The 25,250-nt window shown below is 38.2% G+C and carries 29 protein-coding genes and 1 tRNA gene; 18 read left to right on the top strand and 12 right to left on the bottom strand.

Going from position 1 to position 25,250, the window contains the following annotated elements:
* Positions 1 to 15 precede the first annotated feature (15 nt).
* From paaZ to H561_RS0111155, 4 genes are all read left to right on the top strand, one after another.
* Positions 16 to 2,511, top strand: a complete 2,496-nt coding sequence (paaZ, locus tag H561_RS0111170; RefSeq protein WP_027387086.1) for a phenylacetic acid degradation bifunctional protein PaaZ — start codon at positions 16 to 18, stop codon at positions 2,509 to 2,511.
* A 68-nt stretch (positions 2,512 to 2,579) separates the two neighbouring features.
* Positions 2,580 to 3,116 carry an SMI1/KNR4 family protein gene (locus H561_RS0111165; RefSeq protein WP_027387085.1) on the top strand — a complete coding sequence of 179 codons (537 nt, stop codon included), beginning with the start codon at positions 2,580 to 2,582 and terminating at the stop codon, positions 3,114 to 3,116.
* Positions 3,117 to 3,167: 51 nt separating this feature from the next.
* Entirely contained in the window at positions 3,168 to 3,947 is a 780-nt protein-coding gene (locus H561_RS22380) for a DUF4241 domain-containing protein (protein WP_051349359.1), read from the top strand.
* A gap of 2 nt (positions 3,948 to 3,949) precedes the next feature.
* A complete protein-coding gene (locus tag H561_RS0111155) occupies positions 3,950 to 4,651 on the top strand; it encodes an SMUG2 DNA glycosylase family protein (RefSeq protein ID WP_027387084.1) in 702 nt (233 codons plus the stop codon).
* Positions 4,652 to 4,723: 72 nt separating this feature from the next.
* Here H561_RS0111155 and H561_RS23305 read toward each other — a convergent pair whose 3' ends face one another.
* From H561_RS23305 to H561_RS0111140, 3 genes are read right to left on the bottom strand one after another with little or no spacing between them, the layout of a single operon-like run.
* Positions 4,724 to 5,551 (bottom strand): T9SS type A sorting domain-containing protein, encoded by an 828-nt coding sequence (locus H561_RS23305; protein WP_027387083.1) that lies wholly within the window; start codon positions 5,549 to 5,551, stop codon positions 4,724 to 4,726.
* A 27-nt stretch (positions 5,552 to 5,578) separates the two neighbouring features.
* Positions 5,579 to 6,109, bottom strand: a complete 531-nt coding sequence (locus tag H561_RS0111145; protein ID WP_027387082.1) for a phage tail protein — start codon at positions 6,107 to 6,109, stop codon at positions 5,579 to 5,581.
* 33 nt (positions 6,110 to 6,142) lie between these two features.
* On the bottom strand, positions 6,143 to 6,685 hold the full coding sequence (locus tag H561_RS0111140; RefSeq protein WP_027387081.1) for a phage tail protein: 543 nt from the start codon (positions 6,683 to 6,685) through the stop codon (positions 6,143 to 6,145).
* A gap of 560 nt (positions 6,686 to 7,245) precedes the next feature.
* On the opposite strand from H561_RS0111140, the gene H561_RS0111135 reads away from it, so the two are divergent.
* A complete protein-coding gene (locus H561_RS0111135) occupies positions 7,246 to 8,010 on the top strand; it encodes an enoyl-CoA hydratase/isomerase family protein (protein ID WP_027387080.1) in 765 nt (254 codons plus the stop codon).
* Between the two features lie 57 nt (positions 8,011 to 8,067).
* On the opposite strand, the gene H561_RS0111130 is transcribed toward H561_RS0111135, so the two are convergent.
* Positions 8,068 to 8,874 (bottom strand): hypothetical protein, encoded by an 807-nt coding sequence (locus H561_RS0111130; protein WP_027387079.1) that lies wholly within the window; start codon positions 8,872 to 8,874, stop codon positions 8,068 to 8,070.
* Between the two features lie 130 nt (positions 8,875 to 9,004).
* On the opposite strand from H561_RS0111130, the gene H561_RS0111125 reads away from it, so the two are divergent.
* The 8 genes from H561_RS0111125 (at position 9,005) to H561_RS0111085 (ending at position 14,825) form a co-directional block, all read left to right on the top strand.
* Entirely contained in the window at positions 9,005 to 9,622 is a 618-nt protein-coding gene (locus tag H561_RS0111125) for a hypothetical protein (RefSeq protein WP_027387078.1), read from the top strand.
* A 57-nt stretch (positions 9,623 to 9,679) separates the two neighbouring features.
* The gene (locus H561_RS0111120; protein ID WP_027387077.1) at positions 9,680 to 9,970 is read left to right on the top strand and encodes a winged helix-turn-helix domain-containing protein; all 291 of its coding nucleotides are present in this window, start codon (positions 9,680 to 9,682) and stop codon (positions 9,968 to 9,970) included.
* A gap of 65 nt (positions 9,971 to 10,035) precedes the next feature.
* Positions 10,036 to 10,326 carry a hypothetical protein gene (locus H561_RS0111115; RefSeq protein ID WP_027387076.1) on the top strand — a complete coding sequence of 97 codons (291 nt, stop codon included), beginning with the start codon at positions 10,036 to 10,038 and terminating at the stop codon, positions 10,324 to 10,326.
* Positions 10,327 to 10,347: 21 nt separating this feature from the next.
* Positions 10,348 to 11,187, top strand: a complete 840-nt coding sequence (locus H561_RS0111110; protein ID WP_027387075.1) for a metallophosphoesterase — start codon at positions 10,348 to 10,350, stop codon at positions 11,185 to 11,187.
* A gap of 388 nt (positions 11,188 to 11,575) precedes the next feature.
* Positions 11,576 to 12,061 (top strand): Coq4 family protein, encoded by a 486-nt coding sequence (locus H561_RS0111100; RefSeq protein WP_027387073.1) that lies wholly within the window; start codon positions 11,576 to 11,578, stop codon positions 12,059 to 12,061.
* 25 nt (positions 12,062 to 12,086) lie between these two features.
* A complete protein-coding gene (locus H561_RS0111095) occupies positions 12,087 to 13,457 on the top strand; it encodes a DUF4153 domain-containing protein (protein WP_027387072.1) in 1,371 nt (456 codons plus the stop codon).
* Positions 13,458 to 13,714: 257 nt separating this feature from the next.
* Positions 13,715 to 14,260, top strand: coding sequence for a hypothetical protein (locus H561_RS0111090; protein ID WP_228372259.1), 546 nt, complete (start codon positions 13,715 to 13,717; stop codon positions 14,258 to 14,260).
* 52 nt (positions 14,261 to 14,312) lie between these two features.
* Positions 14,313 to 14,825 carry a hypothetical protein gene (locus tag H561_RS0111085; protein WP_027387070.1) on the top strand — a complete coding sequence of 171 codons (513 nt, stop codon included), beginning with the start codon at positions 14,313 to 14,315 and terminating at the stop codon, positions 14,823 to 14,825.
* Positions 14,826 to 14,905: 80 nt separating this feature from the next.
* Here H561_RS0111085 and H561_RS22370 read toward each other — a convergent pair whose 3' ends face one another.
* The 3 genes from H561_RS22370 to H561_RS0111070 are packed head-to-tail and all read right to left on the bottom strand — an operon-like array spanning position 14,906 to position 16,523.
* A complete protein-coding gene (locus H561_RS22370) occupies positions 14,906 to 15,589 on the bottom strand; it encodes an FKBP-type peptidyl-prolyl cis-trans isomerase (RefSeq protein WP_051349358.1) in 684 nt (227 codons plus the stop codon).
* 29 nt (positions 15,590 to 15,618) lie between these two features.
* Complete coding sequence (gene dtd, locus H561_RS0111075; RefSeq protein ID WP_027387069.1) at positions 15,619 to 16,068, bottom strand: D-aminoacyl-tRNA deacylase; 450 nt, start codon at positions 16,066 to 16,068, stop codon at positions 15,619 to 15,621.
* Positions 16,069 to 16,070: 2 nt separating this feature from the next.
* Positions 16,071 to 16,523, bottom strand: coding sequence for a hypothetical protein (locus H561_RS0111070; protein WP_027387068.1), 453 nt, complete (start codon positions 16,521 to 16,523; stop codon positions 16,071 to 16,073).
* Positions 16,524 to 16,632: 109 nt separating this feature from the next.
* Here H561_RS0111070 and greA point away from each other — a divergent pair, with 109 nt between their 5' ends.
* The 5 genes from greA to H561_RS0111045 all read left to right on the top strand — a co-directional run bounded on the left by greA (position 16,633) and on the right by H561_RS0111045 (position 20,349).
* Entirely contained in the window at positions 16,633 to 17,103 is a 471-nt protein-coding gene (greA, locus tag H561_RS0111065; protein ID WP_027387067.1) for a transcription elongation factor GreA, read from the top strand.
* Positions 17,104 to 17,157: 54 nt separating this feature from the next.
* Positions 17,158 to 17,547 (top strand): HIT family protein, encoded by a 390-nt coding sequence (locus H561_RS0111060; RefSeq protein ID WP_027387066.1) that lies wholly within the window; start codon positions 17,158 to 17,160, stop codon positions 17,545 to 17,547.
* 71 nt (positions 17,548 to 17,618) lie between these two features.
* Positions 17,619 to 18,806, top strand: a complete 1,188-nt coding sequence (gene clpX / locus H561_RS0111055) for an ATP-dependent Clp protease ATP-binding subunit ClpX (RefSeq protein WP_027387065.1) — start codon at positions 17,619 to 17,621, stop codon at positions 18,804 to 18,806.
* A gap of 138 nt (positions 18,807 to 18,944) precedes the next feature.
* On the top strand, positions 18,945 to 20,231 hold the full coding sequence (locus H561_RS0111050) for a peroxiredoxin family protein (protein WP_027387064.1): 1,287 nt from the start codon (positions 18,945 to 18,947) through the stop codon (positions 20,229 to 20,231).
* A gap of 44 nt (positions 20,232 to 20,275) precedes the next feature.
* A tRNA-Met gene (locus H561_RS0111045) sits at positions 20,276 to 20,349 on the top strand.
* Positions 20,350 to 20,649: 300 nt separating this feature from the next.
* Here H561_RS0111045 and H561_RS0111040 read toward each other — a convergent pair.
* From H561_RS0111040 to H561_RS23950, 5 genes are all read right to left on the bottom strand, one after another.
* Positions 20,650 to 21,948, bottom strand: coding sequence for an HlyD family secretion protein (locus tag H561_RS0111040; protein ID WP_027387063.1), 1,299 nt, complete (start codon positions 21,946 to 21,948; stop codon positions 20,650 to 20,652).
* Positions 21,949 to 22,011: 63 nt separating this feature from the next.
* Positions 22,012 to 22,215, bottom strand: coding sequence for a bacteriocin-like protein (locus H561_RS23955; protein WP_155845783.1), 204 nt, complete (start codon positions 22,213 to 22,215; stop codon positions 22,012 to 22,014).
* A 46-nt stretch (positions 22,216 to 22,261) separates the two neighbouring features.
* Complete coding sequence (locus H561_RS0111035) at positions 22,262 to 24,460, bottom strand: peptidase domain-containing ABC transporter (RefSeq protein WP_034762020.1); 2,199 nt, start codon at positions 24,458 to 24,460, stop codon at positions 22,262 to 22,264.
* A 145-nt stretch (positions 24,461 to 24,605) separates the two neighbouring features.
* The gene (locus H561_RS0111030) at positions 24,606 to 24,806 is read right to left on the bottom strand and encodes a bacteriocin-like protein (RefSeq protein WP_027387061.1); all 201 of its coding nucleotides are present in this window, start codon (positions 24,804 to 24,806) and stop codon (positions 24,606 to 24,608) included.
* A 202-nt stretch (positions 24,807 to 25,008) separates the two neighbouring features.
* Positions 25,009 to 25,185, bottom strand: a complete 177-nt coding sequence (locus H561_RS23950; RefSeq protein ID WP_155845782.1) for a bacteriocin-like protein — start codon at positions 25,183 to 25,185, stop codon at positions 25,009 to 25,011.
* Between the last annotated feature and the right edge of the window lie 65 nt (positions 25,186 to 25,250).

Below are 25,250 nucleotides of genomic sequence, written 5' to 3'. Positions count from 1 at the left end.
AAAGTAAAAAACAATATGAACAAACTTAAAAACTATATCTATGGCGAATGGGTAGAAGGAACCGGAACAGGGATTCCTTTGTACAACGCCGTGACAGGCGAGCAGGTTGCCGTTTCAGATACGGAAGGACTGGATTTTGAGCAGGCTCTGGATTACGGAAGAACGGTAGGTTACAAAAACCTTTCATCCATGACGTTTTACGATCGTGGAGAAATGCTGAAAAAAGCAGCACTTTACCTTTTAGAAAGAAAGAAAAAATATTACGAATTATCATATAAAACAGGAGCGACTCATGCAGATTCGTGGGTAGATATTGAAGGTGGTTTCGGTACTTTCTTTACTTATTCAGGGCTGGCAAAGAGAATGCTTCCGAACACGCCGTTCTGGGTAGACGGTGATACCCAGAAAATTTCGGCTAACGGAACGTTCCTGGGAACTCATATCCTAACGCCGAGCGAAGGTGTTTCCGTGCAGATTAATGCCTACAACTTTCCGGTATGGGGAATGCTGGAGAAATTATCGACTTCATTACTGGCAGGTGTTCCTTCCATTGTGAAACCTTCGCCTTATGGTTCTTATTTGACCAATGCGGTTTTTCAGGATATGATTGAAAGTGGAGTTCTTCCTGAAGGAGCACTTCAATTAGTTTGTGGTGAACCGGGAAATATTTTGGATTATGTTAAAGATGGAGATTCTGTATTATTCACAGGTTCTGCAACGACGGGTAGAAAATTAAAAGCTTTGCCTTCTGTTTCAGGAAACTCTGTTCGTTTCAATATGGAGGCGGATTCTTTAAACTGTTCGATTCTTGGATTGGATGCAAAGCCGGGAACTCCTGAATTTGATTTGTTCATCAAGGAAGTCCGTACAGAAATGACCACAAAAGCCGGACAGAAATGTACCGCAATCAGAAGGATTATTGTACCTGAAAATTTGGTTGGCGACGTTCAGAATGCCTTGTCTAAAGCATTGGATCAGACGAAAATAGGAAATCCGTTAAGCAGGGAAACAAGAATGGGCTCTTTGGTTGGAAAGCAGCAGTATGACGAAGTGTTGAGAAAAGTAAATCTTCTGAAAGCTGAAACAGAACTGATCTACGACGGAAAACACGAACTGGTAGATGCAGATTATGAAAATGGTGCATTTATGAGCCCGAAATTGTTCTTAAATGATTCTCCTTTCACTAAAAATATCTCTCACGACGTCGAAGCTTTCGGTCCTGTTTCTACATTAATGCCTTACAAAGATGCGGAAGAAGCGGCGGCGTTGGCAAAAAGAGGAAAAGGAAGTTTAGTAGGTTCAATTGTTTCTCACGATGAGAAATTCGTGGCAGAAACTTCCTGGAAAATGGCTTCCCAGCACGGTAGAATTTTCGTGTTAAACCGGGACAATGCGAAAGAAAGTACAGGTCACGGTTCTCCGCTTCCTACTTTGATGCACGGCGGCCCGGGAAGAGCAGGCGGCGGCGAGGAAATGGGCGGACTGAACGGTCTTCATTTCTTCCTTCAGAAAACAGCCATTCAGGGTTCTCCGGATATTTTAACAGCGATTACAAAGGTATATCAGCAGGGAGCCGAGAAAAAATTTGCAGATAAACATCCTTTCCAGAAATATTTTGAAGATGTTGAGGTTGGAGATTCACTGGAAACAGCAGGCAGAACGGTTACTGACGCTGATATCGTAAATTTCTCCAATGTTTCCTGGGATCATTTTTATGCACATACCGATGCAACCAGCTTAACGGGAACGATTTTCGATAAAACCGTTGCTCACGGATATTTTATTCTTTCGGCAGCGGCCGGATTGTTTGTTTCAGGGAAAAAAGGGCCGGTTATTGCAAATTACGGATTGGAAAACTGTTCATTCTTCAAACCTGTTTATGCAGGAGACACGATGACGGTTTATTTAACGGCAAAAGAAAAGATCAACCGTGGCGTAAAAGGCAGAAACATTCCTTCCGGCGTAGTTAAATGGCTGGTTGAGGTAGTCAATCAGAGAGATGAGATCGTATGTGTAGCGACCATCTTAACGTTGGTGGCGAAAAAGTCTCCTTTTATTGATCTTAATCTAAAAAATATTCAGAAATCATTAAATGGTTTAACCGAAAGCACGCAGCCAAACTGGGGGGAAATGTCACCTCAGCAGATGATCGAGCATTTGGATTTTACTGTTTTGGTAAGTTTAGGCGAACCGGAAGCCGATAAATGTTTCACACCGGAAGAACAGTTGGAAAAATGGCAGGATTCTCTGTACAATCACAGAAAAATGCCGAAAGATTTCCCGGCACCTTTCTTAGCGGAAGATGAAAAGTTATTGGATCTAAGGCATAAAAATCTTGAAGCGGCGAAACAGTCTTTCATGGATAACCTGAAGAAATTCTCTGTTTATTATAAAGAAAATCCGCAGGCAGAACACATGAATTTCGTTTTCGGAAAATTAAACAAAGAAATGTGGGAACTGATTCATAAAAAACATTTTACCCATCATTTTGAACAGTTCGGATTGATTTAATTCAAAATAAATAATGATATTTGAGGAAGCTTTTTACAAGGCTTCCTTTTTTAATAAAACAGAATAGTATGGAATTGCAATTTTTCAAAGACTTTGACTTTACAGATTTCTGGAGTGAAAACCGTTATTCGGAAAAAGATTATATCGAAGGATTCCCCAACGATGAAATGATAGCTTCGATTGAAAATGAATTAGGTTACAAGCTCCCTGCCTCCTATATCGAATTAATGAGAATCCAGAACGGAGGATTGGTAGAAAAAAGCTGCTTCCCAACAACAGAAGACAATTCCTGGGCAGACAACCATATAGCGATCACCGGAATTATGGGAATAGGACGCGAGAAAACTTATTCTGTTTGCGGAGAACTCGGGAGCCGGTTTATGATGGAAGAATGGGGATATCCTGCAGACGGTGTTTATATCGCAGACTGTCCCTCTGCCGGCCATGATATGATCCTGCTAGATTATTCGAAATGCGGAAAAGACGGGGAACCGGAAGTGGTACATGTGGATCAGGAAGGTGATTATAAGAAGATTTTTCTGGCAAAAGATTTTGAAACGTTTATTAAAGGGTTAAAAGATGAAGAAGAGTTTGATGAAGAGTAAATAAACTGTATTTTTAATTCTTAATTCAACCAAATTTAAAATATTAGAAAAATGAATGAAAACTGGATGCAGAAATGGGAAGAAGTGAAAGATATTTTATTCTGTTCTACGGATTTAGAATCCTATTTTATTTCGGATAAAATTTCCGGGCAGACGATGGAAACCATGGAAATAGGAAATGTTTCCCTTCCTTCCGGTAAGGTATTGGTAAGAGATCCGTTAGTATCTCTGAATTCCGGTGAAGAGCCTTATTTTGAGACCACTCCGAAAGGAAATTTTCCTGTAACCGTTGCGGTGGTAAAATCAGAAGAATGGGGGGACCGCTATGCTGTGGTAAAAGTGGAATTTACCAAAGAAAAGCCTGTTGTTTACCGGGAAGCTCTGACGGGTGAGGAGGACCTGGAAGGAATAGAAGAAGATGATTATTTCGGTTTTGGAGTGGATGCCGGCTTGGCATGTATTGCTGACCCGGAAGTTCTTCCGCATGTGGATCAGTTCTTGTCTCAACTGAATGTTGATAATATTTACGACAATTACTTTGCAGAACTGTTTGAACAGAGTTATAAAGAAAATCCGGATAACCAGAGAGAGGCAGGAGACTGGATCAACTGGACTGTACCAAATACCCAATATCAGATTCCGATGTTTGCAAGCGGTTTCGGAGATGGAGTATATCCTGTCTACTTTGCCTATGATGCGAATGAAAAAGTCTGCGGATTATATATTCAGTTTATTGATGTTGAACTGGTTTTAAGCGATGAAGATGAGGAGGATGAAAACGAAGAAGATGGTAATAACCAGCCGGAAAATTTTATTTTTCCCAGAGACTAGACATGAATAAAACTTTTGCTGACAAAGTCATAGAATTCAATGAAAATCTGGATTATGACGGACAATTACCAGAAGATTTTTTGGTACTGAATCCGTATCTGGACAATCCTGAAACAATGGAAGTCATGCAAAAGTTTTATCACAAATATTACAATGACTTCAACCGGAGAAAATTCATGATCGGGATTAATCCGAGCCGCCACGGAGCCGGGGTTACCGGCGTTCCTTTTACGGATACCAAACGTCTGGAAAGTGTCTGCGGAATTCCGATGAAATCTGCCAGAACCCACGAAATTTCCTCTGTTTTCATGTATGACGTTATTTCAGCATACGGAGGGCCGGAAGAATTCTACAATGATATCTACATCAATTCCCCTTTTCCCTTAGCTATTGTAAGGAAGTCAAAAGGCAGCTGGATCAATGCCAATTACTATGATGATAAAGGATTGTTTAATGAAGTAAAAGATTTTATGATCGCTTCACTGAAAAAGCATATCAGCCTTAACCTGGATACTTCAGAAGTATTTATTCTTGGCAAGAAAAATGCTGAATTCCTTACACGGTTGAATGAGGAGGCCTGTCTTTTTGATGCCATGACTGTACTGGAGCATCCGCGCTATATTCAACAGTACAAATCAAAAGAAAAAGTAATATATATTGACAAGTATATTTTAGCACTGAAAAACAAATCCCCTGAAAAATAATTCAGGGGATTTATTATTCATTTATGTATTAGAATCTTTCTGATCTCTTACGGTATCAAAAAAGCCGGGATCTTACTTTTTAATAATCTTGTAAGATTCTGAAGGAGATTTAACCATATAAACTCCTTTAGGAAGTTCTGAAATATCTGCTGCATTGACTCCTTTTTTTGCCTCAATGGTTTTAAGCAACTGTCCAGACTGACTATATACTTCAAACTTTGTATTTTCAACAGCATTAATGGTAAGTGGACCACTCGTAGGATTAGGATAAATACTCGGTTCTTTTTTAGAAGTTTTCACGTCATTCGCAGATAATACAATACCGGTATCTTTTACCCAGGTAAATGCATCCAATCCTAAATAACGGTAGTTACCTCCTATTGTGATCATAATCTCATCAAGAACAAGGTTAGAATAGTTCTGACCGTTAAGATTGGTAAGGTCAATTAATGTATATCCGTTCGTAGCACCTAAACTTGTAACGAAACCTGTAGTTTTAGTTTGGGTAAATTTTGTTACACCAGATAATTTTCCTGTCACGGTAAGCGTTCCTACAGCATTTTGATTAAAAAACTGATTGGTAACGAATACCCAGAACCTGTTAACTTTAAACAGGTTGGATGTTGTTTTAATACTGAAAGAGGGATTGGTATTGGCTGCAGTAGCGGTTCCGGTGTTGTCTATAAACCTGTTGTCAGCGGCTGTTCCGTTCCATCCTGCGTTAGCTAAAACATACATGTCAAACGTTGCCTGATGGGAGATAATATTAAAAATTACCCCATTATCTGTGAAACTGCTACTGCCTACAGATTCTGTTTCAAACTGTTCAGTACTGGTCTGCGCAAATCCTAAAGTAGATAGTAGCATGCTGCAGAATAAGAAAATAGTTGTACTCTTCATAATTTTATTTTTAGGTTGTTTTATGATTTAAGGCCTGGATGGATATAACCCCTGTACACAGATGATATAATTCATCCCTAAATACGGAGGCATATTATCTACCGGTAGATTTTGACCTGCAAACGAAACTGACTTTGCATTGATTGCAGTATCCGGATCACCGTCTACAAAGCTTGGTAGCGGACTGAATTCTCTTCCGTTCGGGATTCCCGTAATCGCTATGGATGAGGTGGCTGACGGTGTAGCAGAGGCTCCGTTTACATTCGCCACTTTCAGCTGGCTCACAAAGCTCGGAAGGTTTTGAGACAGGATTGTGGTTTGTGTACTTCCTGCAGCTTCACCAAGATTATATTGTCCTGTACTTGCTCCTACCGGCATTCTGCCGTTTAGATTAGGTAAGGCGAAAGTGGTTCGACCGTCTCCACCGTATATATTTCCTAAAATCGAGTAAAGTGCTGAATTATTTGCAATGCTTAATAAAGCTCCGTTGCAGAACATGAAACCTTTCGGTGCAAAATTGCCTGCAAACATTTTGATAAATCCAAGATATTCGTCCATAATATTAATAAGTTTTTTTGTTAGTGTTTATTGTTACGGTCTTGAAGGGTAAATTCCTTCCACACAAATAATGTAGTTCAATCCTAAATAAGGAGGCATATTGTTAAACGGGGTATTCTGGCTTGTAAATGAAACAGCTTTTGCGTTAATCATTGTATCAGGATCACCGTCTACAAAGCTTGGAAGCGGACTGAATTCTCTGCCGTTGGGAGTTCCTGTAATAGCTATTGAAGAAGAAGCGGAGGGTGCAGAAGAATTCGCATTTGCATTTGCAATTTTCAGCTGACTGCTGAAGCTTGGTAAATTTTGAACGCCAAGTGTATTTTGTGCAGTTCCTGCCTGTACGCCTAAAGGATAATATTCATTGGCATTTACATTGCCTGCTCCTAAAGGAAAACGTCCTTTCAGGTTAGGTAAAGCAAACGTTGTTTGTCCGTCTCCACCATAAGTCGTTCCCAAAAGAGAAAAAAGTGCTGTGTTTTGTGCAATACTTAATAAAGATCCGTCACAATACATAAATCCTCTGGGTGCAAAGTCTCCTGCAAATAATTTGATAATACCTAAATACTCGTCCATAATTAATAGTTTTTTCAGTTTTAATATTCCTACTCTGTCATTGGCTTTTCGGATGCCGCCTTAATCTTATCTGTGTCCTATTGATATGACAAAGTAACAATAACCGGATGTTCTGCAATAGCGTAGAAAATACCAAATTCAGGATTACGTATTTCTACGGATAGGCTGTAAATGTAATAATAAATCACGATATGGTGTTTATTTACCATATTAATTTTAAATTATTTTCACTTGATTGGTAATTATGTATTTAATTTAAAATATATAATAGGATATTATTGCGATTTTATGATAAATTTTCCTTTATGTTTGTGTTTGATCTTTCATGTGTTTGCTATAAAATACGCCAAATTTTGTCTGGTTTGAGTTTCCTGCTTGTCATATTTCCGGATTTTTCACTTTTTTCATTACTTGTAATTAGAAGATCTGATAGATTTACAGGAAAGATGACTGATGATTAGCCAGCTGATTTACATAATGAGATAAATTCCTTAATTTTTAAAGTTATTCTGTACGGGCACATTCTATTTACTATTTTTGCAATAATCAATTATACTAAAATGAACGGATTCGTAACATCAGAACTTAGAAATCATATTGCCGAAATCACATTCGGAACTCCCAAAAGCAATTCGCTTCCCGGAGCCATTCTTGAAAAGCTGTCACAGACTATTATGGATGAAGGCGCAAAAGATGAGGTAAAAGCAATTCTCATAAAAAGTGAAGGTGAAAAAGCGTTCTGTGCCGGGGCAAGCTTTGATGAACTTCTGGAAATTGAAGAATTGGAAAAATCAACCCGGTTTTTCGGCGGTTTTGCAAAAGTTCTGAATGCCATGAGGAACTGCGGTAAAATTGTGATCGTAAGAATTCAGGGGAAAACCACCGGTGGAGGCGTAGGAATTGCCAGTGGTGCCGATTACTGTTTTGCAACAAAAGATTCAGCATTGGCTTTAACGGAAATCAACCTTGGAATCGGGCCTTTTGTAATCGGGCCATATGTAGAAAGAAAAATTGGGAAATCCCAGTTTTCAGCGATGGCTATTGATGCAGATTTCAGATCGGCAGCCTGGGCAGAACAGCATAATATTTATCATTCGGTTTCTGAAAATATTGCAGAGATGGATGCAAAGCTGGATAAATTTTTAGAGACTTTGGCTTCAAGGAGCAGTGAAGCTCTGGCTTTAATTAAAAAAGTTTCATGGGAAGGTACGGAACATTTTAATGAGCTGATGCCGGCAAGGATTCATATGAGCGCAAGCCTGATCCTGGAAGATTCTGCAAAGAAAAATATAGCCTCTATCAAAGAAAGGCTGAGAGCAAAATAATAATATTTCTTCTGAAAAAATTGTAAAAACCGTTGATGAACTCACTCAGCGGTTTTTTTAATGGAAAGGATAATCGGTATATCTTTTACAGCTTCCCGTTTCAGCATTGATTTTAATGATATCTTTTTTCCTTGAATCTTCCATTTCCTCCTTAAAAATATAGAATGTTCCTTCCCGCCGGATTTCAATTCCACACATGATTTCAGACATCAGGTGTTCATTTTTCCTGTTATTCTGAAATATATGGCTTGCCATGTCCTTATTTATTTTCGAACGCTTTGAGATTTCTTCATACTCTTCGCTTTGAGGACTGATGATTTTTATTCTGTTTTCTTTTTCTGATTCCAGCCATGCTTCCGTCTTTGAAATAACCCCATTGGTTTCGCTTTTATTAATGGTACAGCTTTCGGATAATGAACAGTCGTGGCTGCCTACATAACCCATCATCCCATAATGGAGGCTTGCTACATGATGATAGCCTGAGATGTAATATTTAAGGTTGTTGCGGGCGGTAATAACTACAATGGTGTCGGTTTTCAGGAATTCTCTGTACGGGATCTTCACTTGCATCAAGGAATTCTCTTTGAAATTTGTTTTGATAACTGAATCTCCGATCAGTTTATTATTCCGTAAAATCTGAAATCTGAGGATGCTTATTTCTTTACTGCTGAAATCTGAAAACCCGATTTCAGGCTGCTCGGTTATGGAAGGAACAGAATCGCATTTTTCCGAAAAGGTAATAAAATCTTCATTTGCTTTTTTTCTTCTTTGACAACTTGAAACGTTCCATGCAATGATGATTACAGCTATAATCCCGAAAAGAACCCCGAACAATACCAGGACAACTTTAAAAAATCTTTTCATATATTGTGAGTAACAGATTTATTCTAAAGATAATTAATTAAACAGTCAGAATTAAAAATATGGTGAAAACATCAAAAAACATTTTGAGATTTCAAATTTAATTATAACTTTGTATTTCAAAGTTCTTTATATGGATTCGAAAAACTATCACGAAGACTTATTGCATATCCGTTCTATGATGGAACGGTCTTCCCGGTTTATTTCTCTGAGCGGTTTATCCGGAGTGGTTGCAGGGCTGGCTGCTGTTATTGGTGCCGTATATGTATACTTCGTTTTTAAAAGAGAAGGAATTGACTATTTTGACGGAGAAAGAAACATTTTCGGGCTGTCCCTTGTAAAAGAACTTGTACTGGTAGGGACTTTGATTTTATTAGCTGCTGTGCTCAGCGGATATATTTTTACCGCTAATAAAAGCAGAAGAAAAGGGCTTAAAATATGGGATGCCACAACAAAGCGCCTTTTGATTACTTTTGCTGTTCCCTTACTGGCCGGGGGTATATTTTGCTTAGCCCTTCTTTTTCATCACCTGTTTGTATTTGTTGCTCCTGCAACGCTGGTCTTTTACGGCCTGGCTCTGGTAAATGCGGAAAGGTATACACTGACTGATATAAAATATTTAGGCTACTGCCAGATTGTTTTAGGATTGGTTTCCTTGTTCTTTTTAGGCTGGGGGCTGCTTTTCTGGACCATTGGTTTTGGCATTCTGCATATTGTATACGGCCTGATTATGCACAAAAAATATAAATAAATTATAAATTGCAGGCTGGAAAGAGCTGTTAAACATCCTGTAAACCACACTCTGATTATGATCAATATAAATCAACTCAACAAAGAATTCGAAAGCCGTGTAAGACTGGGCATTATGTCTGTCCTTATGGTCAACGACTGGGTTGATTTTTCAGAGATGAAAAGCCTGCTGGAAATTACTGACGGGAATATGGCCAGCCACAGCAATGCTCTGGAAAAGGCCCATTATATTGAAGTGAAAAAAGAATTCGTAGGCAAAAAGCCAAAGACTTCTTACCGGGTGACGCAATCTGGACGGACTGCCTTTACCGAGCATCTAGATGCCTTGGAAAAATTAATAGCAAGATAACTCTATATTTTTTTGCTAATTAACTTTGAAATACAAAGTACTTTATAAAATTAAAATCAAAAAAAATGACTACTCAAAAACAAACAACAACGCTCATTTACACGCTGCCTGCAGTTTTATTATGCATTCCGCTGCTGGGAAATATTTTTTCTGGGGAATTTAATTGGTCGGTAAACGATTTTATAATCGGAGGTATACTTTTATTCGGAACCGCTTTTCTTGTTGATTTGATACAGAGAACAGTACAGAACAAAACCTGGAAAATTCTTATGGGTGTGGCAATTGTTCTCCTGCTGATGCTTATCTGGACAGAATTGGCGGTCGGAATCTTCGGAACTCCTTTCGCTGGAAATTAGTTTGTCATTAATTCTGAAATGATGACCAGAAAACATTTTCTCAAGAAACTTCTGCAGCTTTCAGCAGCTGGAGCTTTGCCCTTTCTGTATTCCTGGCAGATCGAGCCTTTTTGGGTAGAGTTTGTAGAGAGGAAGCTTCCGATAAAAAATTTGCCGGCAGCATTGGAAGGAAAGATACTGATGCAGATTTCAGATTTGCATGTAGGAAACCGTTTCGACTGGAATTTTCTGATTGAATCTTTCCAGAAAGCGAAAAAATTCGATCCGGATTTTGTGGTATATACGGGAGATTACGTCAATCACGGAACTTCAGAAGATCAAAAACACCTTTTAAAAGTGATGGAAAAAGCAGTCTATGGAAAAATGGGGACTTTTGGGATCCTCGGCAATCATGATTACGGAGAAGGCTGGAAAAACCTGGGCTCTTCAGAACAGGTTTGCCGCATCCTTCAAAACAGTGGCGTGACCATGCTGATGAATGAACAGGAAGAATCTCACGGCTTAAATATCATCGGCTTTGATGATTTATGGTCTCCCAATTTTGATCCGATGAAGGTGATGAAAGATTATGATCCCGGAAAAGCAAATCTGGTGCTTTGCCATAATCCCGATGTCTGCGATAAAAAGGTCTGGAACGGTTATCAGGGCTGGATCTTGAGTGGTCATACGCACGGCGGACAATGCCGGATTCCCGGAGTGATCACGCCCGTTCTTCCTGTCGAAAACAAAAAATACATTTCTGGGGAAATTGATTTGGAAGACGGAAGAATGCTCTATATCAACCGGGCCTTAGGGCATTCTTTTCAGGTGAGGTTTATGGTGCGCCCGGAAATTACAGTTTTTACTTTAACTCAGGCTTAAACTTAAAATAATGGATAATAAAAAAATCATATCAGTTGGAAAGTTTTTCTTTTGGCTTTCATTGATCTTAGGAAATATATGCCTTTTCGGATATATAGTTTCCAAAAATGATCAGTTCGCAATCGGAGGCTATCTTCTTTTAATCTTCGGGGCTATAATAAATTTATCAGTGATCTTGTGTTTAGTGATTTACGGCCTGATCAATACAGATCAACTCAAAACCTGCATGAGAGCATCATTAATTATCTGTATAAATATTCCGGTATCAGTTCTCTATTTTTTTATAGGAACATCTCTTCTGAATTTTTAAACACGAAACAAAACTTAAAACTTCCCCATCCTGATGGCAGTCACTTTACAGACCTGAATACTATAAAATCTTTAAATTATGAAAACACTACGCGTCCGCTTTATCATCTTTATGTACGAAAGTTCACAGAAGCAGTACAGGAAATATTTTAAAAAGAAAAAAAGGCAATGGCAGTTCAATGAAAAACAGCTGTTGAGTTTCAATGAAGATTCTCTTGGGAGAACCTTGGGTGAATTTTATCACAACCATGGTTTCCGAATGATTGCCAAGATGGAAAACCATGATGTGTATCATCTGATCACAGATTTCGGAACCAATATTCAGGATGAAATTGCCATGCAGTATCTGCTTTTCGGAAACGGGAAGCGAAGCGCTTATCTTTTAGGAGTTCTGGCTTTGGGGACCATGGTTTTTCCTGAGTATTTCAAAACGTATTTAAAAGCTTTCCGTAAAGGACAAAATATGAAGGCTTTCCATCATTGGGATTTTGAAGGTCTTTTGTGGCAGAATTTTGACCACCTGAAAGATTTTATCCGTCAAAAAGAAACCCAGGCTCTATATTAATATTACAATTTTAAAATTCCATACTATGAAAACACATCACTATATATTTCTTACCACCGCTCTGTTTGTTATTGTATTTTACGATCAGAATACAGGCCTGAATCTCGGGATTATCGGGATCATCTATGCCCTTCTTACTTTTATTAGAACGCCCGTAAGAAATAGAACCATGACCTTTATTTTCCTTTTCCTGACAAGCGTACTTTCAAGTATAGCATTTGCCTGGTATGGAGATTTGGCCTCATTCCTGGCGGAGGTAAGTTCCCTTTTATTGTTAGGATACCGGTCAAAAAACAGGCGGATGAAAATCCTTTTACTGATTCCGGTTATTATTGTGAATGCATTTACATCTCTCTGCAGATTCTTCAGCTTTGATGAATGGCTGCCTAAAAGAAATGTCCCTGGGCTATGGCAGAAAACGCTGGCATTTGTGCTCATTCCGTTGTTTTTAATTTCGGCTTTCTTTGGAATTTATTCTGCGGGGAGCGATCATTTTGCCAATCTTTTTGCTAATGTAGAATTTGACATTAATTTCTGGCAGCTTGTTGCGATGATCATTTTAGGTTTTTTTATCGCCTTTAATTACTGGAATTATGCCGTGGAAAAATTAATCTATAAAAACAATCCTGTTCTGGATAATGATTTCAAAGTAAGAGATCAGATTCAGAAGCCGACTTATTCATTTCTTGATCTGGATGCTGAAAGAATGAGCGGAGTGGTTTCTTTCTTCACTTTAAATATCATGCTGATCTTTTTCATCATCACCTATAACTATGAACAGTTTTATGAAACGCCAAAAACCCCCGGCCGTCTTTCGGAAGAAACCCATGAAAGGGTAAACGCAGTGATCCTATCCATTATAATGGCCGTTTTGGTAATTATGTTTTACTTCAAATCCGGTTTTAATTTTGATCCGAAAGCGGGACTGATGAAAATCTTAGCTAAAATATGGATCCTGCTGAACGCTGTACTGATCATTTCTGCCATGGTGAAAAATTCGGAATATATTATCAACTATGGGTTTACCTACAAACGGTTAGGGGTTTACGTATTTCTCATGTTGTCATTGGTAGGTTTAATCATGACACTCATCAAAATCCAGATGCAAAAGAAGAATGCTTTTCTTTTCAACACCATGACCTGGTATGTATACGGTACGGTTCTGATCTGCAGCTATATCAACTGGGGCGGCATTATTACTGCTGAAAATATGAAGCGTAAAGACTTTGCTTTAAATTATCATATGAACGAAATCAGGTTTAATGAAAAGCAGCTCCTGAAGTATGCCGAAGAGAAAGGCAATTTAAAATTAAAAGCCGAAATTCTGAATAAGGTGAAGCCACGGAAAAACAAGAAATTTCTTTCCAAGGCCCTTTATTATCAGACTGTACGGTAAACCTCATAACTGAAAATAAAAGTTTTTAAAATAAAAAATTACATCCACTGAAGCTGATTCTAATATTTTTTTAAGTTTAAAATCCTGAAGATGGAACAGTTTTGGCTTTTCTGTATACTCAAAAGTCAGATGGCTTTAATATCAATCTGTTTAAATTTAAAATAGAGTAGACCGAAAAGTTGCATTGGTTGATAATCAGATTTTTTTACCTTATGCGGGTGGTGAACGAGATGTTTAAACTATTATACAAAAGAATTATGATGAAAAAATCCTTATTGCTCATTCCGTTGGTTATGGTTTCCTGTAAAAAAGATCCGGTTGTTTCCGAAACTTCTTCCGGAATGGATTCATCGATGGTGACAGAGCAGCCTGTCTCTTCGGAAAAAAAAGATTCTGCTGCATTGAGGATGAGGGATTCCGTAATCAATAATGCTCCGAAAACCAAAGAAGTGTTGAAGACAGGCGTGATGCGGGAAGTAAAGGAAGGAAAAATTACCAGGACAATAGATGCAGAGCAGCTTCCTGTGACCTTGGGTGAGGAATTTACCAAAGACGGCCAGGAATTCGTGCTTAAAGTAACCGGGTTTAATAAGCCTGGAATCAAGGCTGAAATATCGACGAAAGAAAAGGATTTTAATATCAGGTTTAACCAGATCAGGCTGCCGAACGGTGATTACGATGGCCCTTTCGGCAGAGAGATCACCTATGAAGTAAAAGAGAAAGGAGAAGTCTGGCTGATGATCGGGAAAAGCAATATGGCTTCAGGAAATACCAAAGGGAGTTTTACCGTAAGCATTGAATAATTTTTTGTCGTTTGGTATAATTTCTGCAAATACAACTTTAAAATTTATCATTATGAAAAATATGTTTTTGTCAGCGGCAGTGGCTTCAGCGGCTTTGGTAAGCTGTGGAACCGTACAGTCGCTGGTTCAGAATACATTTCCCTATACGGCCAATGTTTTAGTTTCTACCGGAGTTCCTGCCAATAACGAGGTTTCATCATCTTCTACGGCTTCCAACGTTCAGACATGGTTTGGCGGTAATAATAATGCACAAATTAAAGATGTCAGGATTTCAGAGGCAAAAGTTTCGGTAGTATCTCCTTCAGGCGGAAGTCTGAATGCTTTTAAATCGATTAAAGTATATATCTCATCAAACGGAACCGGAGAAAGACTGGTTGCTTCAAGATCAAATATTTCTACGGATGCTTCAAGTTTGAGTCTTGATATTGAAAACTCAGGTTTTCTGGATACGGTGGTGAAAAGTACGGGACTTACGGTAAGAACCGTATATGAACTTAAAAACCAGACCAGTTCAGACATGAACCTTAGAATTGCCCTTAATTTCAGCAGTATTCCTGCGAATTAATTTTTTTATAAAAATTTATTTATTTAAAAAACGTCTTTCAAAATTTTGAAAGACGTTTTTGTCAGATAGTAAAATGATTATTATTTAAAATCTACCAGTTCAATATCAAAAATAAGCGTTGATCCCGGAGGAATTACATTGCCCGCTCCGTTATCACCATAAGCAAGGTCGGAAGGAATGTAAAACCGGTATTTCGCTCCTCTGCTCATCAGCTGTATGCCTTCGGTCCAGCCCTTTATAACACTGGAAAGGTTAAGCTCAATAGGTTTTCCGTCTTTTTTATCCGTAGAATCGAAAACGGTACCGTCCATCAGTTTTCCGGTGTAAGTCACGGTAGCTGTACTTGAAGCGGCAGGTCTGGCTTTTTTGTCGCCTTCTTTCAATACTTCATACTGCAGTCCGCTTGCAGTGGTGACTATTTTTTTGTTCTGTTTGTTTTTGGCAAGAAATTCAGCGCCTGCTTTTTTGTTTTCGTCTGCCTTTGCTTTTTCCTGGGCCTGTCTTTTTTCATTCTGCTTCTGCATGAAACCCTGTAAGAAAGTTCCCATTTCCTCTTTCGGGAATAATTTCGGCTTGTCGGAGAACTCATCTTTCATCGCCTGGGCCAAAAGGTCCGGATCTACTGGGAATCCCTGTTTTTTCATATTCTGGGCAATATCCAGCCCGATGTAATAGGATGCTTTCTGGTCATCCGTATACGTTTTTTGCGCAAAAGAAAAATTGAATGCGGTCAGCAGAACTAAACTAATGAATGTCTTTTTCATGTTTATTAAATATAATCTGTTTTGTAAATTTAAGCTTTGGTCATAGAATCCATGACAACCGTTACCGGGCCGTCGTTAATTAATAATACTTTCATATCGGCTCCGAAAATCCCGCTTTCCGTTTTCAGTCCGGATTTTGCGATTTCTTCTTTAAAATACTCGAAGAGGGGAATGGCTTTTTCAGGTCTGGCTGCTTTAATGAAAGATGGACGGTTGCCTTTTTTATAATCGGCAATCAGTGTGAACTGGCTGATGCAGAGGATTTCCCCTTTGATGTCCTGTACGGAAAGATTGAGCTTGCCTTCTTCATCCCCGAAAATCCTCAGGTTTAAAATCTTCTGAATGAGCCAGTCTGCATCTGTTTTTTCATCATTTTCATCAATCCCGATCAGGAGCATCAGGCCTTTACCGATTTCGCCTGCTGTTTTGCCGTCCACTTTTACACTGGATTCTGAAACTCTTTGAATGACGATTTTCATTTTTAATAATAGATATTTAAAATTTTCCCCGCAGGATCATAATTGTAAAGATAGGTTTTCGGGGGCACGTTGGCGACGGCGGTCGGTTGTCCCGTCAGTAAAATCCACTGGGCATTGTCTTTCGGGCAGACCACTCTGATATTGTCCTGGACTTCGAGGGTCGTATTATTGTCCGGGCATATGTGCGGTGCATTTCTGTCATATACTTTAAAGGTAGTATCCGACGATCTTACAATGATCAGGCCCTGGGTTCCTGATTGCTGCTCGTTGATATAGACCCATCCTCCTACCTGGTTTAAGGCGTAATAAGCGGGCAGATTAAGATTCAATGTAACGTTGATCGGGTTGTTAGGGAAACAACTTACGGTGTCTTCACGGCTTCCGCAGGATTGTATAGTTAAATTACTGAAAATCAATAATGTGATTATGGTTAAGATTGAAAAAGTTTTTTTCATTTCAATTTAAATTTTTATATATTTGTATAAAGTAAACAATTACAACACGAAAACATTGTCCGGCAAATGTCGGATTATTTTTTTATACTAAAACTAAATTTTGAAAATTATGGCAAGCTATGTTACAAAGGAGGGGTTAGAGAAAATGAAAGCTGAGCTGGAACAGTTGGAAACTGTAGAAAGACCGAAAATTACCATGCAGATTGCAGAAGCCAGAGACAAGGGGGATTTATCTGAAAATGCAGAGTATGATGCGGCAAAAGAGGCTCAGGGCATGCTTGAAATGAGAATTTCCAAGCTGAAAGATGTCATTTCCTCTTCTAAAGTTATAGACGAAAGTCAATTAGATACTTCAAAGGTTTCCATCCTTACAACAGTAAGGCTTAAAAATAATGCCACCAATCAGGAACAGGTATTTACATTGGTTCCTGATAACGAAAGTGATCTTAAAGCAGGGAAAATTTCTGTGAGTACGCCGATTGCCAAAGGGCTTTTGGGCAAAGTGATCGGGGAAACGGCTGATATTACATTACCCAACGGAAACAAACTGTCTTTTGAAGTACTGGACATCAGTCTGTAATCATTAACCATTAGATATTTAAACCTGATTCTATCTTAAATTAATTTCTGAAAAATGAGCACCCTATTCACTAAGATCATTAATGGCGAGATCCCTTCTTATAAAATTGCCGAAGATGAAAACTTTATTGCTTTTTTAGATGCGATGCCTTTGGTAAAAGGACATACCTTGGTAGTTCCCAAAAAAGAAACCGATCTGATTTTCGATCTTGAAACTGAAGAGTACAAAAACCTCTGGGGATTTGCTCAGGAAGTGGCCAAAAAGATCAAAAATGCGATTCCCTGTGTAAGGGTAGGGGTGGCAGTGGTAGGATTGGAAGTTCCCCATGCCCATATCCATTTAATTCCTCTCAATACAATAGAAGAGATGAATTTCAGAAATGAGAGGCTGAAATTAACAGATGAAGAATATAAAGAAATTCAGGACTCAATTATTAATTCCTAAAAAATACCGAAGCTCGTAAACCAACCTTTACGAGTTTCTTTAATCTATATCTTATATATCATATATAAAAAATGAATTCAAACCAGTGTTCTTTCTGTGGAAGAAAGAGAAATGAAGTTCAGATGCTGATTTCCGGCCAAAACGGTTTCATTTGTGAAAACTGTATTGAGCAGGCTCATGCTATTGTAAAAGACAGTGGCTCAGAATCCGGGTATGCTCCGGCAGAAAATATGGAAGAACTTAAAAAGCCTAAAGAGATCAAGGTATTTCTGGATCAGTATGTCATAGGACAGGATCAGGCAAAGAAACAGCTATCGATAGCGGTATACAATCATTACAAGAGACTGCTTCATGCGAAGGATGAAAACCGGGAAGTGGAGCTGGAAAAATCCAATATCATCATGATCGGCGAGACCGGTACGGGTAAAACCTTGCTGGCCAAGACTATCGCCAGAGAACTGAACGTTCCGTTCTGTATCGTTGATGCTACTATTTTAACGGAAGCCGGATATGTGGGAGAAGATGTGGAAAGTATCCTGTCCAGACTGCTTATGGTAGCGGATTATGATGTTGAAAAAGCGGAAAGAGGAATTGTATTTATCGATGAGATTGATAAAATTGCAAGAAAATCTGATAACCCGAGTATCACTAGAGACGTTTCCGGGGAAGGTGTCCAGCAGGGATTGTTGAAATTACTTGAAGGCAGTATTGTGAATGTTCCACCTCAGGGAGGGAGAAAACATCCGGATCAGAAATATATCCAGGTCAATACACAGAATATTCTGTTTATTGCCGGAGGAGCTTTTGACGGGATCAAGGAAATTATCGAAAGAAGGATGAACAAGCAGGCTATCGGCTTCAGTTCGGAAAAAATTAATAAAACCGGTGAGGATGAATATATATTAACCAATCTGAATGCAATAGATTTGAGGTCGTTCGGTTTAATCCCTGAACTTTTAGGAAGATTTCCGATCATTACTTATCTGGATAAACTTACCAAAGAGACGATGATAAGGATCATGACTGAGCCTAAAAACTCAATCGTGAACCAGTTTATCGAACTTTTCAAAATGGACGGAACCCATCTTGTTTTCACAGACGGGGCCATTGAAAAAATTGTAGAGGAAACTCTTGAAAAAGGCTTAGGCGCAAGAGGTTTAAGAGGAACTACGGAAAAGGTTCTTGAAGACTATATGTTTTCGATTGGAGAAGAGAAAGAGATCGTATTAACTGAAGAAAATATTTTTGTCAGCAAATAAAATATTTTGATTTTATAATATCCCTTTTGCTTTGATTGTATTTTTACCAAGGCAAAGCCTAAAGCCAGAAAATATAAAATTTTATTAAAATAATAACAAACTCTCTGATTAGTCGGGGAGTTTTTTTATTTTTACGCTATGAAAAAGATTTTTACATTATCAGCTTTCTTAGCTGTATTTTCATTGCAGGCTCAGTTTACAGTTACTATTCAGGCTCCTGCTGATTTCAAAGACCCAGATGCTATTCTATATACTTTAAACGGTTCCAAAGATATTATTTTCTCGAAAGAGCAGAGTAAAGGGAATACCTGGACTTTTAAATACCCGAAAAATTATATGGGGATGATGAAAGTCTATTTTCCCGGTTCCAATAATACATTCAATTTTATTTCAGAAAATAAAAATGTAAACGTTAAACTTGAAACACAGGCCAATAAAATTAAAAACATTATTTATCTGGATGAGTCTAATAACCTTATGAACGGACTTCAGGAAGGGTCCCAGAAAAAAGAACTCATTCTTCCGGCTCTTTCCCAGATCAAAGAATATTATAAAGACAACACGGAATTCGGAAAAGCGCTGAAGACTGAGATCGACAGGCTGTCAGGCGGCTCACAGGGAATCGATCAGGCTCAGCATCCGTTCATCTATTATTACAATACCAATTACAGCAAATACCTTTCTGCAGATGCCTCTAAAAAGGTAAATCAGGAGGAAATCATTAACTTTATAGACAAGTCTAATGACATGCTTGAAACATCATCTCTGCTGAGACCTATTTTAGTATCATATCTTAATACCGGAGGAAATACCAACGTATCCGCTTCTGTAGATAAGCTGTTGGACCGGTTGAAAGTTGAAACCCCACGGGGACAGACGGTACTTTCTGAGCTGATTGATATTTTTGATGTCTACGATATGCAGGAATTTAAGGATAAATATCTGGGTCTCGCCAAGAATTTAAAATGTACCATTACCGACAGATTGGCTACCACCTTAAAATCTAATGCCAACGTGGAAATGGGCGCTGTTTTTCCTGATTATAAATTCCAGTCGCCTGTGAACACTACCGCTAAAACAATTCATGCGATTAAAGCGGACAAAAAGGTTATCGTATTCTGGTCGTCTACCTGTTCGCACTGTGAAACTGAACTGCCTCAGTTATTGGCAAAATATAATGATTTAAAAGCTAAGAATATCCAGGTAGTAGGGCTGTCTCTGGATATGGATAAAGATTCTTATTCCAAAAAGATCAGTGCTTTTCCCTGGGTAAATGATTCTGAACTGAGAGGTTGGAACAGTACTTATGCAGAGACCTATAATGTTCATGCCACTCCAACCTATTTTATTTTGGATGCTAACAATAAGATAATCAGCAAGCCAGAGCATGTGGGTGATGTTTTGGAATATTTTAAGCTAAAATAATTTTGGTGATTTGTAAATATTTTCTATATTTGCACCACCAAAACGGCGAGGTAGCTCAGTTGGTTAGAGCGCAGGATTCATAACCCTGAGGTCACGGGTTCAATTCCCGTCTTCGCTACAAAAAAGGTTGTAAGATTTCTTACAGCCTTTTTTACTAAAGGTATAATAGCAAATCATATCTTCTTCAGTTTGACATTACAGAGGTTTTTATATTGTATTAAGGTTAATATGAAACCAAGTAAATTTTTCTTTAACAATTTATCAAATTCTCAATATTTATATGAAATTATATGCAAATTATATCTGAAATATAACATATTGATTCATTATTAATAGTACTAATCATTAATAATGAGCTGTAAAAAGGCCATCTCGTTTGAGACAGCCTATATACTATGTGATGCTTTTTATTAAAGAATCAGCTTTGATATCCCAGAAGTTTCCTCATCTGGTAGAAGAATCTTTCAATAAGTCTTAAGTCCTGTGTGACAATTTCCGCATTCCCTCTTAACTCTTTGTCAAAAGTCAGATTTTTGTTGTAAGAGGTTTTCAAGCCTTTGGGGAGAATTACGTCTACATAATAATTACCGTCTTTATCGGGAGAAAGCGAGATGTTCTGAACTTTCCCCTCTACAATACCATATTCCTGGTAGCGGTAATTATCCAGCTTGATCAACACCTTTTCTCCCGCTACGATCTTACCGGAATTTGTGGCGGGAACAGACATTCTGCCTACAATCTTGTCCCTGCTTTTAGGAAGAATGGATAAAATGGCATCCCCGGCTTTTACAAACTGGTTTTCACCGAAAAACTGCTGAAAACTTGCCACGCCATCCGTATTGGAAATCACGAGGTAATTCTGCTCCCATTGCTTTAAAGATTTTCTCAGCTGCTCAAACAGCTGCAAGGTCTGGGATGAATAATTGATCTTATCTTTTTCCGTATTAATAGCAGTTCCGCTTTTGGTCTTATTAAGATTGGAGATTCCTTCTTCAATCTGAGAAAGGGAAAGGGCAATATTTTCCAGATTCTGCTGAGCCTGAATATATTTTATTTTTTCATTTTCCAGTTCCAGTGCCGCAATAACGCCCTGATTATATAATTCCTGAGAACGCTGGTAGCTTTTTCTGGTTAGATCATATTTTGCCTGTTCAAGGTTCTTTTGCTGCTTTAAAGTGGCAATTCTGACCCTATATTCCGACAGACTCTGATTGGCCGCAAGATTTTCCGGGGCATAAGGCTGAAGCCTGGTAAATAAGGCTTCGTCCTGAAACGCCTTTGCAAAGCTGTTGTAGTCGCCCTGCAATTCACCTAATTTGAAATGGGTGGTCTCATTTACAGGGAAAGAGGATAATCGGTTGGGATTTATTGAATCAATTATTTTTTTTAATTCCAGAATATCCTTGTAATTTCCTGTAGACTGCATCACCATCAAAACATCATTTTTTTTAACTTCCTGGTGATTTTTGATGAATATTTTTTCAATTTTAGAATTGGTTCTTGCTTCCAGTTTTTCCGGCGGGTTTTCAGATGTTACCACAATAGGTGCGGGAATGAATTCCGGATATTTGATCACATAACTCATCATCATAATGAGAACAAGGATTAAAAGAATAATGGTATTTCCCCAGCGGATCATCCAGTGAGGCGGTTGGGTAAGGATATCCTGAACGCTTTCTGAGCGAAGTTCTATATTGTCTAAAATGTCTTTTTCCATATACTTAAAAACTCAATAATCTTCAATGGTGAAGATTATTGAGCAGGTTCTAAAAAATAATCGTTACGATGGTAATGTATAATTACATTTGGGATCATTACCGGTCTCTACTCCCGGGATTACTCCGCCGGGGCAGTATCGGTTGCAGGGACTCCACTGCTTAACGTCATTGATGAAGCAGAAACAATTGCATGGGACTACAGGAACCGGGCCTGCGCCATACACATTTTTTAAGTTCTTTCTTTCAATTTTTTTTAAATTTCTCATAACTATAAGATTTTGAGTTGGTTATTTAAATTTAATGAAATATTAATTAGTTTCCTAATTCTAGTTGGTTTTTTACCAGTCTGTAATATTCGCCCCTCAACGCTACCAGTTCTGTATGGCTGCCTTCTTCTACGACGTTACCTTTATCAAGAACAATAATTTTATCGGCATGTTTTACCGTAGAAAGCCGGTGGGCGATGACAATAGCGGTTTTACCTTTGAAAAACTGTTCAAGGTTTTCCATAATGACTTTTTCATTGTTGGCATCTAAAGCGGAAGTAGCCTCATCGAAGAAAATGTATTCCGGGGATTTATAAACCGCTCTGGCAATAAATAATCTTTGCTTCTGGCCGCCGCTTACGCCCAGACCTTCGTTTCCGATTTTCGTATTGTAACTTAAAGGCAATTCTTCAATAAATTCTTTAATATTGGCAATCTCTACAGCTCTTCTGAGTTTATTTTTATCCACATAATCTTCGCCTATCGCAATATTATTGGCTATCGTGTCATTAAACACATATCCTTCCTGCATCACTACACCGCAATGATCCCTCCAGAATCTCGGTGAAATATTTTTAAGTTTTGTATTGCCAAGCTTAATATCTCCCTGGGTAGGCTCATAAAACTTCATCAGCAATTTTAAAAGTGTTGTTTTCCCGCTCCCGCTGCTTCCCACAATAGCTGTCGTTTTTTGATAAGGAATAGTCAGGGTAAGATTTTCGAAAACAAATGCATCGGAACCGATATATCTGAAAGAAAGGTTTTCTACTTCAATATCTTTTTGAGGGAGGTCGTGCGAATATTGTTCATCTTTATTTTCCTCATCTTCTTTATCATGGATTTCGCCTAATCGCTCAAGGGAAATCTTGGCGTCCTGGGTCTGTTTGATAAAATCAATCAGCTGCAGCAAAGGACTGTTCAGCTGGCCGATGATGTACTGAACGGAAAGCATCATCCCCAACGTTAAATTCCCGCTGAGAACAAGTTTTGCAGACAGGAAGCTCACCAGGATATCTTTCATTTGATTGATGAAATTTCCTCCTACAGATTGCCACTGCTCCAGTGAAAGTGATTTAATCCTGATTTTAAATAGTTTAACCTGTAGAAATTCCCAATCCCATCGTTTCTGCTTTTCGGCATTGTGCATTTTGATCTCCTGCATGCCGTTAATAAGTTCGATCACTTTACTCTGTTCCTGTGAAACCTGTGAGAACCTTTTGTAATCAAGTTCCTTTCTTCTGCCAAGGAAAAAACTGATCCATCCGATATAGGCAACAGCGCCCACCAGATAGACCACAAACAGCCTGTAATCATATAATAAAAGGACAATGCTGAAAATAACGAGATTCACTAATGAAAATAGAGTATTCAGCGAAGAACTGGTCAGCAGTTGCTCGATCCTGTGATGGTCATTGATCCGCTGCATAATATCTCCGGTCATGCGCGTATCAAAAAAACTGATGGGAAGTTTCATCAATTTAATAAAGAAATCGGAAATGATAGAAATATTGATTCTTGCGGAAAGGTGCAGTAAAATCCAGCTCCGGATTACTTCGATACCCATTCTGCCAAGGAAAAGCATGATCTGAGCTAACAGGACCAGGTAAATAAAATTCAGATCCTGATTCTGAATCCCGACATCGACAATACTTTGCGTAAGAAACGGAAGTATAAGGGATAGTAAACTTCCCGCTAACAGTCCTACGGCAAGCTGAATAACAAGTGATTTATACTTCAGCAGGTATTTTGAAAGGAAACTGAAGCTGGCCTTGCTTTCCTGATCATCAAATTCAGACTGGAAAAAAGCAGGAGTGGTCTCTAAAATAAGTACAATCCCTTCTTCTGTTTTTTCATTTGCGTTCTCACCGATCCAAAGCTTAATGAATTCTTCACGGGAATACGTGATCAGGCCATAGCCCGGATCTGAGACATATATTTTATTGTTTTTATCGATTTTATAAACCACCACAAAGTGGTTTTTATTCCAGTGCACAATGCACGGAAGCGGAACTTCTTCAGCAAGGGACTCAAAGTTGATCTGAACGCCCAATGAGCGGAATCCCAGATCTTCTGCAGCATCACTTAAGCCGAGCAGGCTGCTTCCTTCCCGGGTTGTTTCTGAAAGGTTCCGGATTTGTTGTAAGGAGATGCTTTTACCGTAATGTTTACTTACAATACGAAGGCAGGTAGGGCCGCAGTCTTTGGAATCGGGCTGGCGGTAGAAAGGAAATTGTTTTGAAATCATTTGATATTAAAGCGTTCCGATAGATAAGAAATATTTTGATATTTTATTAGAATGTCGTCAATATTTTGACGACATTTAATTTTTATAAAACTATAAATTTTGTTATAATTATCAAAACAATAATAGATTTTATCAAATTAAGAAATTATAGTAAATCAGCATTCCATCCTGCAGGAAAGCAATAGCTGTCCTCTGAATAATAACAAGTTTTTCCTGTTGCAATTTCACATTGTTCCTGTGATGCATACGGACGGTAATATGGTGATTTAGGTCCAGGACATCCTTCCTTGGTGCCTCCTTTTACTGATTTTAAGCCCTCTCTTGAAATCTTTTTTAAATTTTTCATAGTTTAATTTTATGATTTATTCTAAAATATGTTAATAACAATACTTGTTACAAAAACGTTGGCAATACAAAAATCTGAAATTAGAATCTGTTGAGTTCGTATCAGATTGACAAGCTAATATTGTTTAAAAAAAGCTTTAGCTGATACATATTCAATGGAAATTCCTCCTTTTATAGATTTAAATTCTACCTTCGTATTTTATTTAACGACAATATTTGTTACACACTTTTAGACAGAGATCATCAATTTCAATACCCGCCTGGCAAGCACTTAAAGTTGAAAAACAAGTCATCGTTGCTTGAGCTCTTGCACATTCTTCTGTAATTCCCCCTTTTACAGATTTTAGATTTGTTCTTGAAATCTTTTTTAGATTTTTCATAGTAATAAGTTGTTTTTATTTTCCTACTCTATATAGCTTTTCGGATTCCGCTTAATTTTTTCCTA

The organism is Chryseobacterium gregarium DSM 19109, assembly GCF_000430845.1.
GTDB classification, from domain to species: Bacteria; Bacteroidota; Bacteroidia; order Flavobacteriales; family Weeksellaceae; genus Chryseobacterium; species Chryseobacterium gregarium.
The sequence above is the reverse complement of the archived record's forward strand: the minus strand, read 5'-3'. Positions and strand labels throughout refer to the sequence as shown.

Excerpts from the sequence above, each read along its gene's own strand:
- paaZ (WP_027387086.1), top strand. The coding sequence starts at position 16 with ATGAACAAACTTAAAAACTATATCTATGGCGAATGGGTAGAAGGAACC.
- H561_RS0111165 (WP_027387085.1), top strand. The coding sequence starts at position 2,580 with ATGGAATTGCAATTTTTCAAAGACTTTGACTTTACAGATTTCTGGAGT.
- H561_RS22380 (WP_051349359.1), top strand. The coding sequence starts at position 3,168 with ATGAATGAAAACTGGATGCAGAAATGGGAAGAAGTGAAAGATATTTTA.
- H561_RS0111155 (WP_027387084.1), top strand. The coding sequence starts at position 3,950 with ATGAATAAAACTTTTGCTGACAAAGTCATAGAATTCAATGAAAATCTG.
- H561_RS23305 (WP_027387083.1), bottom strand. The coding sequence starts at position 5,551 with ATGAAGAGTACAACTATTTTCTTATTCTGCAGCATGCTACTATCTACT.
- H561_RS0111145 (WP_027387082.1), bottom strand. The coding sequence starts at position 6,109 with ATGGACGAATATCTTGGATTTATCAAAATGTTTGCAGGCAATTTTGCA.
- H561_RS0111140 (WP_027387081.1), bottom strand. The coding sequence starts at position 6,685 with ATGGACGAGTATTTAGGTATTATCAAATTATTTGCAGGAGACTTTGCA.
- H561_RS0111135 (WP_027387080.1), top strand. The coding sequence starts at position 7,246 with ATGAACGGATTCGTAACATCAGAACTTAGAAATCATATTGCCGAAATC.
- H561_RS0111130 (WP_027387079.1), bottom strand. The coding sequence starts at position 8,874 with ATGAAAAGATTTTTTAAAGTTGTCCTGGTATTGTTCGGGGTTCTTTTC.
- H561_RS0111125 (WP_027387078.1), top strand. The coding sequence starts at position 9,005 with ATGGATTCGAAAAACTATCACGAAGACTTATTGCATATCCGTTCTATG.
- H561_RS0111120 (WP_027387077.1), top strand. The coding sequence starts at position 9,680 with ATGATCAATATAAATCAACTCAACAAAGAATTCGAAAGCCGTGTAAGA.
- H561_RS0111115 (WP_027387076.1), top strand. The coding sequence starts at position 10,036 with ATGACTACTCAAAAACAAACAACAACGCTCATTTACACGCTGCCTGCA.
- H561_RS0111110 (WP_027387075.1), top strand. The coding sequence starts at position 10,348 with ATGACCAGAAAACATTTTCTCAAGAAACTTCTGCAGCTTTCAGCAGCT.
- H561_RS0111100 (WP_027387073.1), top strand. The coding sequence starts at position 11,576 with ATGAAAACACTACGCGTCCGCTTTATCATCTTTATGTACGAAAGTTCA.
- H561_RS0111095 (WP_027387072.1), top strand. The coding sequence starts at position 12,087 with ATGAAAACACATCACTATATATTTCTTACCACCGCTCTGTTTGTTATT.
- H561_RS0111090 (WP_228372259.1), top strand. The coding sequence starts at position 13,715 with ATGATGAAAAAATCCTTATTGCTCATTCCGTTGGTTATGGTTTCCTGT.
- H561_RS0111085 (WP_027387070.1), top strand. The coding sequence starts at position 14,313 with ATGAAAAATATGTTTTTGTCAGCGGCAGTGGCTTCAGCGGCTTTGGTA.
- H561_RS22370 (WP_051349358.1), bottom strand. The coding sequence starts at position 15,589 with ATGAAAAAGACATTCATTAGTTTAGTTCTGCTGACCGCATTCAATTTT.
- dtd (WP_027387069.1), bottom strand. The coding sequence starts at position 16,068 with ATGAAAATCGTCATTCAAAGAGTTTCAGAATCCAGTGTAAAAGTGGAC.
- H561_RS0111070 (WP_027387068.1), bottom strand. The coding sequence starts at position 16,523 with ATGAAAAAAACTTTTTCAATCTTAACCATAATCACATTATTGATTTTC.
- greA (WP_027387067.1), top strand. The coding sequence starts at position 16,633 with ATGGCAAGCTATGTTACAAAGGAGGGGTTAGAGAAAATGAAAGCTGAG.
- H561_RS0111060 (WP_027387066.1), top strand. The coding sequence starts at position 17,158 with ATGAGCACCCTATTCACTAAGATCATTAATGGCGAGATCCCTTCTTAT.
- clpX (WP_027387065.1), top strand. The coding sequence starts at position 17,619 with ATGAATTCAAACCAGTGTTCTTTCTGTGGAAGAAAGAGAAATGAAGTT.
- H561_RS0111050 (WP_027387064.1), top strand. The coding sequence starts at position 18,945 with ATGAAAAAGATTTTTACATTATCAGCTTTCTTAGCTGTATTTTCATTG.
- H561_RS0111040 (WP_027387063.1), bottom strand. The coding sequence starts at position 21,948 with ATGGAAAAAGACATTTTAGACAATATAGAACTTCGCTCAGAAAGCGTT.
- H561_RS23955 (WP_155845783.1), bottom strand. The coding sequence starts at position 22,215 with ATGAGAAATTTAAAAAAAATTGAAAGAAAGAACTTAAAAAATGTGTAT.
- H561_RS0111035 (WP_034762020.1), bottom strand. The coding sequence starts at position 24,460 with ATGATTTCAAAACAATTTCCTTTCTACCGCCAGCCCGATTCCAAAGAC.
- H561_RS0111030 (WP_027387061.1), bottom strand. The coding sequence starts at position 24,806 with ATGAAAAATTTAAAAAAGATTTCAAGAGAGGGCTTAAAATCAGTAAAA.
- H561_RS23950 (WP_155845782.1), bottom strand. The coding sequence starts at position 25,185 with ATGAAAAATCTAAAAAAGATTTCAAGAACAAATCTAAAATCTGTAAAA.